The following is a 15,338-nucleotide window of genomic DNA, read 5'->3' as shown; positions in this document are numbered from 1 at the left end:
TCTTTTATTATTTGGCCAGGCAGTCCAGCAAACCGGCGGCCGTTGCCGGGGCTAAGCCCGGTGCCAGCGGCAAACGTGGGATCACCAGGCAGTGCAGCAGATGGTAAATATCCTGCTTGCCGTCCCAGACTTTGGTTGTCACTTCGTTATGGGTATCCAGCTCCTGCCACCAGGAACCGTTCTCGTAATCCATCAGGTACTTAATGCAGTAATCCCACCACTTCTGATACCAGGCTTCATACTGTGCTTCGCCGGTTACGGTGTAGAGTGCGTAAGCCGTGCCCATCGCCTCGACGATAGGCCAGCGCACGCGTTCACGGACAATAGGCTTACCATCCCAGCCTACGGAGTAGACGAAACCATCGGCCCCGTCCGGTGCCCAGGCGTCGCGGATGGTGGCATGGAACAGTCCTTTCGCATCTTCCAGCAGCCACTCCGGCGGGGTTTCAAAACGGGCTTCCAGCGCGGCGCGCAGGTGCAACATCAGGCGGCCCCACTCGATCCAGTGGCCCGGCGTGCCGCCGTAGGCGCGGAAGCGGTGGGCAGGATTGTCGATGTTGTAATCGCGGATCGGGTTCCAGTTCGTGTCGAAATGCTCGTTAACGCGGTACTCACCTTTGCGCGCCACGTCGTGAATAATCACCGAGGCGATACGCAGGGCGCGGTCGAGCCACTTGCGGTCGTGCGTGACGTCATAGACGATCAGGAACGCTTCAACGGCATGCATGTTGGCGTTGCCGCCGCGATAATCCTCGGTTTTGCTAAAGGCCTCGTCCCAGGATTCGAGGCACATTTGTTCTTCCTCGCTCCAGAAATAGCGCTCGATCACCTCAATCGCATCGTCCAGCAGTTTGCGCGCCTGCGGATGGCCGGTGGTCACGGCGCTCGCCGCGCCCAGCAGCACGAAGAAATGCTGATAGCCCTGCTTGGAGGCGTCGATCACGCCTTCATCGTTCACACAGGCGTACCAGCCGCCGTGCTGTTTGTCGCGCAGCGGGCCGTTGAGGGCATTAATGCCGTGCTCAACCAGGGTATACGCCCCGGGACGCCCCATATTGGCGGCCACCGCATACACGTGCAGCATGCGGGCGGTGATCCACAGATGTGTGCCCATATCGCTACGCACCTGGCCGTTATTGCCCAGCCAGCCAAAGCCGGTCGGCACGGCGGCGTTTTTACCGAAATCGAAAATACGGTCGGTCTCTTGTTCGAGCCAGCGGTTATGGCTCAGGGTGTTAAACCATTTCATGTTCGGGTCCTTTCTTAGCGGCGAGCCATCATTTCGTCGACGATCTCACCCAAACGCTGCAGTTTTGGCACAGAGACGTCGCGTAGCATCATTTCAATATCCGGCAGCCCCACCACGGAGGACCACACGGCGCGACCGGCTAAAAAGCCTGAAGCCCCCGCCTGCATGGCAACCTGCACCGCGCGCGGGAAGAGCTTGTCATCCACGCCGGAAGAGAGGATCACCCACGGCATATTGATTTCCGCGTTCAGCTTTTGCGAGGCGGCCAGCAGTTCCTGCTGCGTACCTTTACCGAACAGCGGCATCTCCACTTTGTAGAGGTCGGCACCGCTATCGCCCAGCTCTCTGGCGGCGTCGATAATCGCCTGCTCGCGGTTGAACGCGGCACCGCGACGCGGCGGACGCACCACCGGTTCGATAATGCTAAGCAGTCCGTTGCTATGGCACAGCGTATTGAACGCCTTCACCATCTCCAGACGTTGCTGCGGATCTTCATCGCTGCGCCACAGCACCAGCAGCTTCAGCGCCTTGCCGCCATCGCGTTTTACTGCCTGCGCGTCGATGTTTTTGTCGATCACCACGCTATCGACCGGAATACCGTTGCCCGGTATAAACTCGTCCGCTGCCACAATCATCGCGCAGCTTTTGGCGACGGCCTGCTGCTCAACGATCTGGCGATAGCAGAACTGCTGGTCAACCAGAATAGCGGAGGCATACGGCGACAGGATTTTGGCCGCGTTAACCTTAAAATCCGTGAGGTGCTGGTCGGTTACCGGCACCGGCGCGCCTGCCGCAGCAAACATCAGGCGCATCGCTTCGCGCTGGTCCACGGCCAGCATGGCAAAACCGCCGGAAGGTCGGGTGATATCTTTCAGGGTGTACATCGTCATTCCTCAGTCCTTTCGTATCAGTGTGATTTTTTCAGCCCGGCAGATGCGCGAACCTGTTCAAGAATGGCCGTCCAGTCTTCGCGCCCGCGCCCGGCGGCGCGAGCCTGGTTGTAAACTTCACGGGAAGCCGCGCCGAGCGGCATGGGAACGTGGAGCTGGTTGGCCACGTCGAGCGCAATGCCCAGATCTTTATGCGCAAGGTCGATCATGAAGGCGGGTGAAAGATCCCCTTTCAGCACCTTGTTCGGCCATGAGGTCGTGAAGTGGCCTTTGCCTGCCGGCGTGCCGCTCATGACCTTGAGCGCCACGTCGAAGGAGAGGCCGAGCGCTTCGCACAGTACGGCCGCCTCTGCTGAAAGCGCATTCAGGGCGATGCTCATGTAGTTATTGATAAGCTTCACGCGGATACCCATGCTCGGCCCGCCAGCGTTGATCAGCTCATTGCCCATCGCCATTAATACCGGCGTGGCGCGCTCAACCTGCTGCGCCGTGCCGCCTGCCAGCAGAAGTAACGTACCGGCGATGGCATGGTCAGACGTTCGTCCGACGGGGACGTCCATCAGGCTGAAGCCGCGCTCCGCCATGTCACGGATCAGCGCGTCAGTTTGTAGTGGATGAATGGTGGACATATCGATCACCAGCGCATCGCGGGATAACCCTTCGCAAACGCCGTGCTCGCCGAACAGGACGCTGCGCACCAGGTCGCCGTTGGGCAGCATGGTTATGACGAATTCGGCATCCGCAGCGGCCTGCGCTGGCGTCGCCACTGCCTGTGCGCCGCTCTCCACCAGCGTCTGGACGGCCTGCGGGTTCACATCAAAGACCTGAAGCCGGTGACCTTGTTTCAGCAGATTCTTCGCCATTGGCGCGCCCATCTGCCCTAAACCGATAAATGCGATTGCTGACATGCCTTTCTCCTGTCACATCGTGTCAATTTTTGCGCGTTTGTGTTGTCTGTTTTTGATCGTATTTGTAATTTATAGTCAAAAAATTGACAGGGGTCACTTTTTAAACATTTGATGAAATTAAAATGGCAGCATCAGAAATCGCACAAGGAATCACCATGACTCGCATCGTTTGTGTCGGCATTACCGTGCTGGATCGCATCTGGTATCTCGATGATTTACCAAGGGAAGGTGGGAAATATGTCGCAAAAGATTATACGGAAGTGGGCGGTGGCCCGGCGGCAACTGCGGCGGTGGCGGCAGCGAAACTGGGGGCTGAGGTGGACTTTATTGGCCGCGTGGGTGACGACGAGACCGGAAGACGCCTGCTCGCGGAGCTGGAATCCCTGGGGGTGAATACCCGCTACACGCGCGTGTTTAAAGGGGCCCGATCGTCACAATCCGCAGTGCTGGTGGACGCCAGCGGGGAGCGCGTGATTGCGAACTACCCCAGCCCCGATCTTCCCGCTGAGGCTGACTGGCTGCAAGACGTCGACTTCTCACAATGGGATATCGTATTAGCAGACGTGCGCTGGCATGACGGGGCAAAACAGGCGTTTATCTGTGCTCGCCAGCAGGGCGTACCCACCTTACTTGATGCGGATGTCACTCCGCAGGACATCGCGGAACTGATCGCCCTAAGCGATCATGCCGCCTTCTCCGCGCCGGGACTGCGGCGTTTAACGCAGCTGGATGGAGCTGAAGACGCGCTGAAAAAAGCACAAATGCTCACAAATGGACATGTGTACGTTACGCAGGGGCGAGACGGTTGCTTCTGGCTGGAAAGCGGCAGGTTATGTCATCAGCCTGGCTTTGAGGTCGAGGTGGTTGATACCACAGGGGCGGGCGACGTTTTCCACGGTGCGCTGGCGGTCAGTCTGGCGCAGCAAGCGTCCGCCGCTGACGCCGTGCGTTTTGCCAGCGCCGTCGCCGCCCTGAAATGCACCAGGCCCGGCGGGCGTGCGGGTATACCCGACTGTGATCAAACCCGCTCTTTTTTGTCACTTTTTGTATAAAATGCGGGGCGTGATGGTTTTCAGAGGACAGCCCATGAGTCTTACCGAACTGACCGGCAACCCGCGTCACGATCAGCTGCTGACGCTGATTGCCGATCGCGGCTATATGAATATTGATGAACTGGCGCAGCTGCTGGATGTGTCCACACAAACGGTACGACGGGATATCCGTAAGCTCAGCGAGCAGGGACTCATAACGCGTCATCATGGCGGTGCGGGCAGGGCGTCCAGCGTGGTGAACACGGCGTTCGAGCAGCGTGAAGTTTCGCTCACCGAAGAGAAGCGGGCGATTGCCGAGGCGATTGCGGACTACATTCCCGATGGCTCGACCATCTTTATCACCATCGGGACGACGGTGGAGCATGTTGCCCGGGCGCTGCTCAATCACAACCATTTGCGTATTATCACCAACAGCCTGCGGGTGGCGCACATTCTCTATAAAAACCCGCGCTTTGAAGTGATGGTCCCCGGCGGCACGCTGCGCCCGCATAACGGCGGCATTATCGGCCCGGCGGCGACGGCGTTTGTATCCGGCTTCCGGGCGGACTATCTCGTGACCAGCGTAGGGGCGATTGAGCACGACGGTGCGATGATGGAGTTTGACGTCAATGAAGCCAGCGTGGTGAAAACCATGATGGCTCACTCGCGCCATATTTTACTGGCAGCCGATCATACGAAATACAGCGCTTCCGCCGCCGTAGAAATTGGCAACGTGGCGCAGGCCACGGCGCTGTTCACGGATGAACTTCCCGGCTCGGCGCTGCAAAATCTCCTCAAATCCAGCAAAGTGGAAGTAGTTGAAGTTAGTTCAGGAGAAGAACAGCAGGCTGGCTGACCTTTTTATGGCCCGATATCTCTCTTCGGGCCATTCCTTTCTTTAAGCTGAATCTCGCACATAGCCAAACCTTCTCTTTCCCGCTACAGTTATTTTTCCACGGCGAGCAGGAGATAAACATGCTTTATATCTTTGATTTAGGAAATGTAATCGTCGATATCGATTTTAATCGCGTGCTGGGCGCATGGAGCGACTTTAGCCGTGTTCCGCTGGCGACGTTAAAGCAGAATTTCGCGATGGGCGAAACCTTTCATCAGCATGAGCGCGGTGAAATAAGTGACGAAGAATTCGCAGAGCGTTTCTGCCAGGACATGGGGCTGTCGTTAAGCTATGAGCAGTTTTCGCACGGCTGGCAGGCGGTATTTGTCGCCATCCGCCCGGAAGTGATCGACATCATGCACAAACTGCGTGAGCAGGGGCACCGTGTGGTTGTCCTGTCGAATACTAACCGCCTGCACACCACGTTCTGGCCTGAAGAATACCCTGAAGTTAAGGCAGCGGCAGATAAAATCTATCTCTCGCAGGAGATGGGTATGCGCAAGCCCGAAGCACGGATATATCAGGCCGTTTTGCAGGCAGAAGGTTTCACTGCCGCCGATGCCGTCTTTTTCGACGACAATGCCGATAATATAGAGGGAGCTAACCAGTTAGGTATCACGTCAATTCTGGTGACCGGAAAAGAGACGATACCCAACTACTTTGCGAAGCAGTTATGTTAAAAACCGTTCATCAAAAAGCCACGCATCATACGCGCCCGCTGAGAGCCTGGCTAAAACTGCTCTGGCACCGCATTGATGAGGACAACATGACCACGCTGGCGGGAAACCTCGCGTACGTGTCGTTGCTCTCATTAGTGCCGCTGGTGGCGGTGATCTTTGCGCTATTTTCCGCCTTTCCGATGTTTGCGGACGTCAGCCTGCAGCTTCGCCATTTCGTGTTTGCGAATTTCATTCCTGCCACCGGGGATGTTATCCAGAACTACATCGAGCAGTTCGTTGCCAACTCCAACAAGATGACGGCGGTGGGGGCATGCGGGCTGATTGTCACTGCGCTGCTGCTGATGTATGCCATTGATAGCGCACTGAACACAATCTGGCGGAGTAAAAAAGCGCGGCCAAAAGTCTACTCTTTTGCCGTGTACTGGATGATCCTCACGCTCGGCCCGCTGCTGGCCGGGGCGAGCCTTGCCATCAGCTCTTACCTTCTGTCATTGCGCTGGGCGAGTGATTTAAACGGCGTTATTGATAATGTGCTTCGCATCTTTCCGCTGATCCTGTCATGGCTTTCGTTCTGGCTGCTCTATAGCGTCGTACCGACCACGCGCGTACCAAACCGCGATGCGGTAGTGGGGGCGCTGGTGGCGGCCGTGCTTTTTGAGCTGGGTAAAAAAGGGTTTGCCCTTTACATCACCATGTTTCCGTCCTATCAGCTGATTTACGGCGTGCTGGCGGTGATCCCCATTTTGTTTGTCTGGGTCTACTGGACCTGGTGTATCGTCTTGCTTGGTGCCGAAATAACTGTCACTCTCGGCGTATACCGCGAACTTAAAAAAGCAGCAGCAGCTGAAAAACAACAAGAAGCAGACCAACCATGATTGCATTGATACAGCGCGTAACCCGTGCCAGCGTCACCGTGGAGGGAGAGGTGACGGGTGAAATTGGCCCAGGACTTTTGGTGTTGTTAGGTGTCGAAAAGGATGATGACGAACAAAAAGCTAACCGCTTATGCGAGCGGGTGCTGGGTTACCGCATTTTCAGCGATGCGGAAGGCAAGATGAACCTGAACGTCCAGCAGGCGGGTGGCAGCGTGCTGGTGGTGTCCCAGTTTACGCTGGCAGCGGATACCGAGCGCGGCATGCGCCCGAGTTTCTCGAAAGGCGCCGCGCCGGATCGTGCAGAAGCACTTTACGAATACTTTGTTGAGCGTTGTCGCCAGCAGGAAATGCATACGCAAACCGGACGATTCGCTGCAGATATGCAGGTTTCGCTGGTGAACGATGGCCCCGTCACATTCTGGCTCCAGGTATGAGCCAACTGGCGGCGTGGCCGCGGGTAACAAGAGAGAGTACAGCTATGTATCACCTTCGAGTACCGCAAACGGAAGAAGAGTTAGAAGCCTATTACCAGTTCCGCTGGGAAATGCTGCGCAAGCCATTACATCAACCGAAAGGCTCTGAGCGCGACGCCTGGGACGCAATGGCCCATCACCAGATGGTGATGGACGAGGAGGGCAATCTCGTCGCCGTCGGGCGTCTGTATATCAATGCCGATAACGAAGCATCTATTCGCTTTATGGCGGTTCACCCTTCCGTACAGGACAAAGGGCTGGGGACGCTAATGGCAATGACCCTGGAGTCCGTCGCCCGGCAGGAGGGCGTTAAGCGCGTCACCTGTAGCGCCCGCGAAGATGCCGTGGAGTTCTTTGCCAAACTCGGTTTTGTAAATCAGGGGGAAATCACCGCCCCGCAAACCACGCCGATTCGTCATTTTTTGATGATCAAACCCATTGCCACTCTGGACGACATTCTGCATCGCGCAGACTGGTGCGGTCAGTTACAGCAAGCCTGGTATGAACATATCCCTCTGAGTGAAAAGATGGGCGTGCGCATCCAGCAGTACACCGGGCAAAAATTCATTACCACCATGCCGGAAATCGGCAACCAGAACCCTCACCACACCCTGTTTGCTGGCAGCCTGTTTTCTCTGGCAACGCTCACCGGCTGGGGGCTGATCTGGCTGATGCTGCGCGAGCGCCATCTTGGCGGCACCATCATTCTGGCCGATGCCCATATCCGTTACAGCGCGCCGATCAGCGGTAAACCGAGCGCGGTGGCTGATCTTGGCGCACTGGGCGGCGACCTTGATCGTCTGGCGCGTGGCCGCAAAGCGCGCGTGCAGATGCAGGTTGAGCTGTTTGGCGATGACACCCCGGGCGCGGTGTTTGAAGGAACTTACATCGTTCTCCCTGCGAAGCCGTATGGCGCGTATGAAGAGGGGGGGAATGAAGAGGAGTGATCGCCTGTTTACTCTTCCCGGACGTGCCTAATCCGTCCGGCGATATCCCGCATTACGTCTCGCGCTGACTGGCTAATACCACCAAGCTGGAAGAAGCCATGGATGACACCCAGCCAGCGTTGAGCGGTACACTCCACTCCTTGCTCTGTCAGGTGCTGATACAACATTTCTCCTTCATCACACAGCGGATCGTGCTCTGCGGTAATGATGTGCACAGGGGGAAGACCGTGAAAATCATCCCGCCACAATGGGCTGGCTTCGGGATGCTGACGGTCAGTGTCTGCGAGATACATCTCATACCCGCTAAGCAAGGTATCTCGGGTGATGACATAATCTGCACCATTGAGAATATAACTTTCAAAACTGGCCGTAGCGTCGAGCATAGGGTAGATAAGAATCAGCTGTGCAGCTTGCCAGACACCTTTCGTTTTGAGTCTTAGCGACGTCACCAGCGCCAGATGTGCGCCTGCACTGTCTCCGCAAAGGGTGACCCGGTATTTATCTACGCCTAATTTTTCGGCATTGTGCCAGATAAGATCTGCAGCTCTTTCTGCATCGTCGTGTGCGGCGGGGAAGAGATGCTCGGGTGCGAGTCTGTACTGAACCGCAATGACCCGGGAGTGGCTGTGAAAAGCCAGTTGACGGAGTTGATTATCATGCGTGTCAAACCCACCGCTGACAAAACACCCACCATGATAGTAGAAGGCACAAGGTAACGTTTCAGGGGCATTGACAGGCGAAAATACCCGAAAGGTCAAATCCTCAATAACAAGCGTTTCAACCTGGACACGAGTTTCTTTTTCCCCGGCCAGCGCTGTGCTGGCGACATATCCGCTTCTCCGGTCATCAATACTCTGCTTTCGCGAGGAAGGTCGTCCTGCGGCAATAAACTCCTGTACCAGCTTATCAATACCCTTCTCCAGAGCCATGGTTACGTCCTTTTACTGTGTGTTTATACAGTTTATAGCCTGGTTTACAGCAGATGAAAACAAAGAAATTGGGTTAAACCAGAGATTTGGAAAAAGGCTCGCAAAATCCTTATACACTCAATGAAATAAATGGATTAGTTGCTCGAATATCAATAACGTAGCTCATATGGGAGTACGTCATTGACGTACATAGGAGATGTGTTACTCTAAGCCAATGGCGTATAATTTATGCTATTCATTGAAACGGATATTTTCACAGAAGACGTCAAAACGTTACTGGATGACGACGAATACCATAAGCTTCAGGTTTTCCTGGTAACGCAACCTAATAATGGCGATCTGATTCAGAATACGGGGGGCCTGCGAAAGATTCGCTGGTTTTCTGGAAGCAAGGGAAAGCGTGGTGGAGTAAGGGTTATTTATTTTCATCGTACGCGTGAGTTTGAAATTAGGTTGCTGCTCATTTATCGCAAAGGGATCAAAGATGACCTGTCCGCGAAGGAGAAAGCCATTCTGAAAAAGATGATAGAGAGGTGGTAAATGGATAAGGCGCTGTTTGAGCGATTAACCCAAAGCATTGCGCAAATGAACGAAATTGCCGAGGGCCAACGCGAGCCGTCGCGTACGTTTCAAATCGATGCGATGAAAATAAAAGAAATTCGCCAGGCGTCCGGGTTGTCGCAGAGTAAATTCGCGAACTTAATCTCAGTCAGTGTTGATACGTTGCGTAACTGGGAACAAGGCAGACGCTCACCCACAGGCCCGGCCAAAGCGCTCTTGCGCGCCATTGCTAACGACCCTCAACATGTCATCCCTGCGCTATCGCAGTAAATAGCCCGGTTGCACAGAGGCTCACCGGGCTTTGGTGGAAATTACTCCCCTTCACCCGGGAACAGGAACGGGTTGATTGAGCTGCGGGCGAAGCCCTCCTGCTCCATTTTGGCGTCCAGAATCAGCGAGGCGAGATCGTCGGCTACCGCGTCGACTTTCGGGTCTTTTTCCTGATACAGAATCTTCAGGTATGTCCCACAGTCGCCGCAGCTTTCGGCTTTCACTGCCGCTTCTTCATTTTCCAGCGACCAGTAGTTGAGATCGCGGGTCTGCTCGCAGTTGCTGCACTTCACGCGCACCACGTGCCATTCGGTTTCGCACAGGTTGCAGTGCAGGTAGCGCAGCCCTTGGGTGGTGCCAATCTGTACCATGCTGGAGACCGGCATGGAACCGCACACCGGGCAGAACTGGCGCGCTTCGCCGTACTCGGCGCGGGCTTTGCCGGGGATCAGGCTTGCCATCTGCGCCCAGTAGAGCGACAGTGCCGCCCAGATAAACGGCGCTTTATCACTGCTGACCAGCGAAAAGTCGGAAGCAAACAGCGCACTCGCCATCTCTTCCAGCTCCTGTTCGGACGCTTTTTCCAGGTTCTCAATGACCGCTAGCGCAGTACCGCTCATTTCGGGCTTCAGCTCGGCAATCAGCGAATGCAGCAGCTTGTGCCAGTGCTTGTCGCGCGGCAGGACGTGAATATCCAGCGGCGGCTTGCCCTGCTCATTGGCTTCTTTGATGCGCGCAGTCAGGTCCATTTGCAGTGGGTGGTCGTACAGCACCACTTCCTGCGCGTGGGCGACAAGCGCAGCAAAACGCAGAAAATCGCCCAGCGGGTTGTTCTCTGCCAGCTCGCGCAGACGCTCTGCGCGGCGGTTGTAGAGGTTCTTGAGTCTGGGGAATAACAACGGCGGAATATACTCCGCCGTACGTTTCTCGCTCGACCCCAGCTCATCTTGCGGGATTATGCGAATACTCATTCAGATGACTTTTCCTGTTTCTGGCGGACTTCACGGTACCAGCGCGGGTGATGTTTCTTCGCCCACGTACTGGTTACCCAGCCTTCCACCATCGCGGTAATGGTGCCTTTCACCCAGAGGGCAGCGTAAATATGCACCATGATAACCACAATTAGCGCCACTGCGGCAAATGAATGCAGCATCAGCGCTAATCGGATCACCGGGATTGAGAAAGCAGGCGCAAAATACGGACGCCAGATGATCACGCCGCTGACCAGCAACAGGACCAGGAAGATAATCGCCGCCCAGAATACGCATTTCTGACCGAAGTTATAACGCCCGGTATCACCTACTTCCTCGTTGACGACGATCTTACGAATATTCTTCGCCCAAAAGATATCATCCCGATTGATTAGGTTATGGTGCCAGTAGCGGAAAAACATGATGATGAACGACGCGAACATGATGACGCCAACAAACGGGTGCAGTATACGCGCCAGTTGTGGTGTCCCCATGATCTGCATCAGCCAGTTGAAGGAGGGGAAGAAGAACCCCAGCCCGCTTATCGCCGCCAGCATGAAGCAGAAGGCGGTGACCCAGTGGTTGATGCGTTCCGGCGCGGTGTAGCGCACGATGGTGTCACGTTTTCTCATTTGCGCACCTCGTCTTTCTCTTCATGCAGGTTGTCGTCTTCCTCTTCCGCACGGTTCGGACCGACGCCGACGTAGTGGAAGATGCTCGCTGCGAAGGTGGCAGCAAAACCTACCGCGGCCAGTGGTTTCCAGATGCCTTTCCAGAACTTAACGGTGGCGCTGATTTCCGGGTTCTCCGGCAGGCCGTGATACAGATTCGGCTTGTCGGCATGGTGCAGCACATACATCACATGCGTACCACCAACACCGGCCGGATCGTACAGGCCCGCATTGTCGTAACCACGGGTTTTCAGCTCGCCCACGCGCTCTGCCGCCAGCGTTTTCATATCCTCTTTAGAGCCAAAGTGGATAGCGCCGGTTGGGCAGGTCTTCACGCACGCGGGCTCCTGGCCGACAGTGACGCGGTCAACGCACAGCGTGCATTTGTAGACGCGGTTGTCTTCCGGGTTCAGGCGCGGTACGTCGAACGGACAGCCCGCAATGCAGTAGCCGCAGCCGATGCACTGCTCGGACTGGAAGTCGACGATGCCGTTGGCATACTGAATGATAGCCCCTTCTGACGGACATGCCTTCAGGCAGCCCGGATCCGCGCAGTGCATACAGCCATCTTTGCGGATGAGCCATTCCAGTTTGTCGTTCTGCTCCACTTCCGAGAAACGCATCACCGTCCAGGACTTGGCGGTCAGGTCCGCAGGGTTGTCGTACACCCCAACGTTGTGACCCACTTCGTCACGCAGATCGTTCCACTCAGAGCAGGCCACCTGACAGGCTTTACAGCCGATACAGGTGGTCACGTCGATAAGTTTCGCCACTTCCTGCTGGTGGTCCCGCGCCTGAGGCGCGGGCGTGAAACCGTTAGTCGCGGAACGACGGATAATGTCTTGAGATTGATAAGCCATAAGTCGTCTCCGTTACACCTTTTCCACGTTCACGAGGAAGGCCTTAAACTCCGGCGTCTGCGTGTTCGCATCACCGACGAACGGCGTCAGGGTATTTGCAATGAACCCTTTCTTCGCCACGCCCTCATAACCCCAGTGAATTGGGATGCCGATGGTATCCACCTGCTGACCATGAACGTTCAGCGTGCGAATACGCTTGGTCACCACCGCCTTGGCTTTAATGTAGCCGCGGTTAGAGGAGACCTTCACGGTATCGCCATGAGCGATGCCGAGCTTGTTCGCCAGCTTCTCGCCGATCTCCACAAACTGCTCCGGCTGCGCGATGGCGTTAAGCAGCGCGTGCTTGGTCCAGTAGTGGAAGTGCTCGGTCAGACGATAGGTGGTGCCCACGTACGGGAACTTGTCTTTTTTACCCAGCGCTTCAAAGTCGCCCTTGAAGATACGCGCTGCCGGGTTAGAGACCACGTTCGGGTGCAGCGGGTTAGTGCCCAGCGGCGTCTCAAACGGCTCGTAGTGTTCCGGGAACGGCCCTTCTGCCATCTTATCAATGGCAAACAGACGTCCCATCCCTTCAGGCTGCATGATAAACGGTCCGACATCGCTGCCTGGTGCGGCAGTGCTGTAGTCCGGAATATCCACGCCGCCCCATTTCGCGCCGTCCCACTTCAGAAGCTGACGCTTCGGATCCCACGGGTTGCCCTGCGGGTCAGCGGAGGCACGGTTATAGAGGATGCGACGGTTAAGCGGCCACGCCCACGCCCAGCCCAGCGTATTGCCGAGGCCCGACGGGTCGGCGTTGTCGCGGTTGGCCATCTGGTTGCCTTTCGGCGTCCAGCTACCAGCGAAGATCCAACAGCCGCTTGACGTGGTACCGTCATCGCGCAGATGGGCGAAGGTACTGAGCTGATCGCCTTTCTTCGCCAGCACGGTGCCGGTGGTCGGGTCGATAACATCCGCCAGCGCCTTACCGTTGCTCTCCATCGCCACTTCTTCCGGCGCAGGATTTTCAGGCGTCGAGTAGTTCCAGGTCATGTTCAACACCGGTTCCGGGTTCGCGCCACCTTCAGCCGCGTACATCTTACGCAGGCGTAAGAAAATACCGGCCAGGATCTCGCCGTCGTTCATGGCGATGCCCGGGGCGTCCGCACCTTTCCAGTGCCACTGCAGCCAGCGGCCGGAGTTGACAATAGACCCGTTCTCTTCCGCGAAGCAGGTAGATGGCAGACGGAACACTTCAGTCTGAATCTTCGACGGATCGACGTCATTCGATTCGCCGTGGTTCTGCCAGAAGGTCGAGGTTTCAGTATTGAGCGGGTCAATCGTCACCAGGAACTTCAGTTTCGACAGGGACTCAACAACCTTGTTCTTGTTCGGGAACGAGGCTACCGGGTTAAAGCCCTGGCAGATATAGCCGTTGACCTGACCCTGATGCATCATCTCGAAGTACTGAAGCACGTCGTAGCCTTTGTCCCACTTCGGCAGCCAGTCAAAGCCCCAGCTGTTTTCCGCCGTCGCCTTGTCGCCGTAGAAGGCTTTCATCAGCGAGACGAAGAACTTCGGATAGTTGCCCCAGTAGTTCACCTGGCCTTCGAGCAGCGGTTTTGGCGTGCTGGCCGTCAGGTAGGTTTGCAGGTCGGTTTGTTTCTCGCTTGGCAGGTTCATATAACCTGTCAGGCTTTGAGACAGCAGGCCGAGGTCGGTCAGACCCTGAATGTTGGAGTGACCGCGCAGGGCGTTCACGCCGCCGCCTGCCATGCCCATGTTGCCGAGCAGGAGCTGAACCATCGCCATGGTACGGATGTTCTGCGCACCGATGGAGTGTTGCGTCCAGCCGAGGGCGTAGAGGAACGACGCGGTTTTATCTTTCGCGCTGGTTTCGGCTATCAGCTCGCACACCTTCAGGAAGTCCGCCTTCGGCGTACCACAGATGTTTTCAACCACCTCCGGCGTATAGCGGGAGACGTGCTCTTTCAGCAGGTTCCACACGCAGCGCGGGTGTTGCAGGGTGGTATCGCGTTTCGCAAAGCCTTTCTCATCCAGCTCGTAGTTCCAGCTGGTTTTGTCGTACTTGCGTTTTTCGGCGTCGTAACCGCTGAACAGGCCATCTTCGAAGTGGTAATCCTCACGCACGATCAGGCTGGCGTTGGTATAGGCTTCGGTGTATTCGCGGTTGTATTTTTCGTTGGTCATCAGGTACAGCAATACGCCTGACAGGAAAGTGATGTCAGTACCTGAACGAATAGGGGTGTAGAAATCCGCCACTGACGCTGTACGCGTGAAGCGGGGATCGATCACAATCAGTTTCGCACCGTTGTGGATTTTGGCTTCCATCACCCAGCGGAACCCGACAGGGTGCGCTTCAGCGGCGTTACCGCCCATCACCACAATAAGGTTGGCGTTCTTGATGTCGACCCAGTGGTTGGTCATCGCACCGCGACCAAATGTTGGAGCAAGACTTGCTACCGTTGGTCCGTGTCAGACACGCGCCTGGTTGTCGACCGCGAGCATACCGAGTGCGCGCGTAAATTTCTGGGTTAAATAGCCGGTTTCATTACTGGACGCTGAAGCACACAGCATCCCGGTGGAGAGCCAGCGGTTGACCGTCACGCCGTCGGCGTTCTTCTCAATGAAGTTCGCATCACGGTCTTCTTTAATATGTTTAGCGATGCGGTCAAACGCCTCTTCCCAGCTGATTTGCTGCCATTTGTCGGAGCCAGGCGCACGATATTCAGGGAACTTCAGGCGGCTTTCAGAGTGGATAAAGTCCACCAGACCGGCCCCTTTCGGACACAGCGCGCCGCGGTTGACCGGGTGATCCGGGTCACCTTCGATATGGAAAATAGACGCTTTGGCGTTTTTAGCACCGTCGCCGAGGCTATACATTAACAGCCCGCAACCGACAGAGCAGTACGTACAGGTATTACGGGTTTCACGGGTGCGCAGCAGTTTATACTGCCGCGTTTCCGCCAGCGCGACGCCGGGCGCAAAGCCCAGTGCTGCTGCCGTTGTGCCTGCCATACCGCCAGCGCAGATCTTAAAGAACTGCCTTCTGCTGACCTGCATGGGTCACTCCTTGTTTCGACATTGCTTACATATGTAGTTTTGACTTCGCGGTTGAAGAATGACCG

Annotated in this window: 16 protein-coding genes; 8 read left to right on the top strand and 8 right to left on the bottom strand. The window is 56.1% G+C overall.

The annotated features are described in order from the left end of the window. Nucleotides 1-7 precede the first annotated feature (7 nt). Genes yihS through yihU form a run of 3 tightly spaced genes read right to left on the bottom strand, consistent with a single transcriptional unit; the run spans nucleotide 8 to nucleotide 3,047 of the window. On the bottom strand, nucleotides 8-1,249 hold the full coding sequence (yihS, locus tag G0034_RS22850) for a sulfoquinovose isomerase (protein ID WP_179121286.1): 1,242 nt from the start codon (nucleotides 1,247-1,249) through the stop codon (nucleotides 8-10). 14 nt (nucleotides 1,250-1,263) lie between these two features. Then, entirely contained in the window at nucleotides 1,264-2,139 is an 876-nt protein-coding gene (yihT, locus tag G0034_RS22845; protein ID WP_179121285.1) for a sulfofructosephosphate aldolase, read from the bottom strand. A 17-nt stretch (nucleotides 2,140-2,156) separates the two neighbouring features. Further along, a complete protein-coding gene (yihU, locus tag G0034_RS22840; RefSeq protein WP_179121284.1) occupies nucleotides 2,157-3,047 on the bottom strand; it encodes a sulfolactaldehyde 3-reductase in 891 nt (296 codons plus the stop codon). Nucleotides 3,048-3,202: 155 nt separating this feature from the next. On the opposite strand from yihU, the gene G0034_RS22835 reads away from it, so the two are divergent. The 6 genes from G0034_RS22835 (at nucleotide 3,203) to fabY (ending at nucleotide 7,948) form a co-directional block, all read left to right on the top strand. Continuing rightward, on the top strand, nucleotides 3,203-4,099 hold the full coding sequence (locus G0034_RS22835) for a sugar kinase (protein ID WP_179121283.1): 897 nt from the start codon (nucleotides 3,203-3,205) through the stop codon (nucleotides 4,097-4,099). 34 nt (nucleotides 4,100-4,133) lie between these two features. After that, a complete protein-coding gene (locus tag G0034_RS22830) occupies nucleotides 4,134-4,934 on the top strand; it encodes a DeoR/GlpR family DNA-binding transcription regulator (protein WP_014885750.1) in 801 nt (266 codons plus the stop codon). Nucleotides 4,935-5,053: 119 nt separating this feature from the next. Beyond that, on the top strand, nucleotides 5,054-5,653 hold the full coding sequence (yihX, locus tag G0034_RS22825; protein ID WP_045268693.1) for a glucose-1-phosphatase: 600 nt from the start codon (nucleotides 5,054-5,056) through the stop codon (nucleotides 5,651-5,653). Further along, entirely contained in the window at nucleotides 5,647-6,528 is an 882-nt protein-coding gene (locus tag G0034_RS22820) for a virulence factor BrkB family protein (protein ID WP_014885748.1), read from the top strand. Before yihX ends, G0034_RS22820 begins: the two co-directional genes overlap by 7 nt. Continuing rightward, on the top strand, nucleotides 6,525-6,962 hold the full coding sequence (dtd, locus tag G0034_RS22815) for a D-aminoacyl-tRNA deacylase (protein ID WP_014885747.1): 438 nt from the start codon (nucleotides 6,525-6,527) through the stop codon (nucleotides 6,960-6,962). The genes G0034_RS22820 and dtd overlap by 4 nt, the downstream gene beginning before the upstream one ends. Nucleotides 6,963-7,006: 44 nt before the next feature. After that, entirely contained in the window at nucleotides 7,007-7,948 is a 942-nt protein-coding gene (gene fabY, locus G0034_RS22810) for a fatty acid biosynthesis protein FabY (protein WP_023336483.1), read from the top strand. A gap of 8 nt (nucleotides 7,949-7,956) precedes the next feature. On the opposite strand, the gene G0034_RS22805 is transcribed toward fabY, so the two are convergent. Continuing rightward, nucleotides 7,957-8,877, bottom strand: coding sequence for an alpha/beta hydrolase (locus G0034_RS22805; RefSeq protein ID WP_179121282.1), 921 nt, complete (start codon nucleotides 8,875-8,877; stop codon nucleotides 7,957-7,959). Between the two features lie 228 nt (nucleotides 8,878-9,105). Here G0034_RS22805 and G0034_RS22800 point away from each other — a divergent pair, with 228 nt between their 5' ends. Both G0034_RS22800 and nadS read left to right on the top strand, forming a co-directional pair. Then, nucleotides 9,106-9,417 carry a hypothetical protein gene (locus G0034_RS22800; protein WP_047624626.1) on the top strand — a complete coding sequence of 104 codons (312 nt, stop codon included), beginning with the start codon at nucleotides 9,106-9,108 and terminating at the stop codon, nucleotides 9,415-9,417. Then, nucleotides 9,418-9,708, top strand: a complete 291-nt coding sequence (nadS, locus tag G0034_RS22795) for a NadS family protein (protein ID WP_032635182.1) — start codon at nucleotides 9,418-9,420, stop codon at nucleotides 9,706-9,708. A gap of 41 nt (nucleotides 9,709-9,749) precedes the next feature. Here nadS and fdhE read toward each other — a convergent pair whose 3' ends face one another. From fdhE to fdnG, 4 genes are read right to left on the bottom strand one after another with little or no spacing between them, the layout of a single operon-like run. Then, entirely contained in the window at nucleotides 9,750-10,679 is a 930-nt protein-coding gene (gene fdhE / locus G0034_RS22790; RefSeq protein WP_047343709.1) for a formate dehydrogenase accessory protein FdhE, read from the bottom strand. Continuing rightward, nucleotides 10,676-11,311 carry a formate dehydrogenase cytochrome b556 subunit gene (gene fdoI / locus G0034_RS22785; RefSeq protein WP_179121281.1) on the bottom strand — a complete coding sequence of 212 codons (636 nt, stop codon included), beginning with the start codon at nucleotides 11,309-11,311 and terminating at the stop codon, nucleotides 10,676-10,678. The genes fdhE and fdoI overlap by 4 nt, the downstream gene beginning before the upstream one ends. Beyond that, complete coding sequence (gene fdxH / locus G0034_RS22780) at nucleotides 11,308-12,210, bottom strand: formate dehydrogenase subunit beta (RefSeq protein WP_008501831.1); 903 nt, start codon at nucleotides 12,208-12,210, stop codon at nucleotides 11,308-11,310. The genes fdoI and fdxH overlap by 4 nt, the downstream gene beginning before the upstream one ends. Before the next feature lie 12 nt (nucleotides 12,211-12,222). Then, on the bottom strand, nucleotides 12,223-15,273 hold the full coding sequence (gene fdnG, locus G0034_RS22775) for a formate dehydrogenase-N subunit alpha (protein WP_179121280.1): 3,051 nt from the start codon (nucleotides 15,271-15,273) through the stop codon (nucleotides 12,223-12,225). Between the last annotated feature and the right edge of the window lie 65 nt (nucleotides 15,274-15,338).

Source organism: Enterobacter sp. T2 (assembly GCF_010692925.1).
GTDB classification, from domain to species: Bacteria; Pseudomonadota; Gammaproteobacteria; order Enterobacterales; family Enterobacteriaceae; genus Enterobacter; species Enterobacter kobei.
The sequence above is the reverse complement of the archived record's forward strand: the minus strand, read 5'-3'. Positions and strand labels throughout refer to the sequence as shown.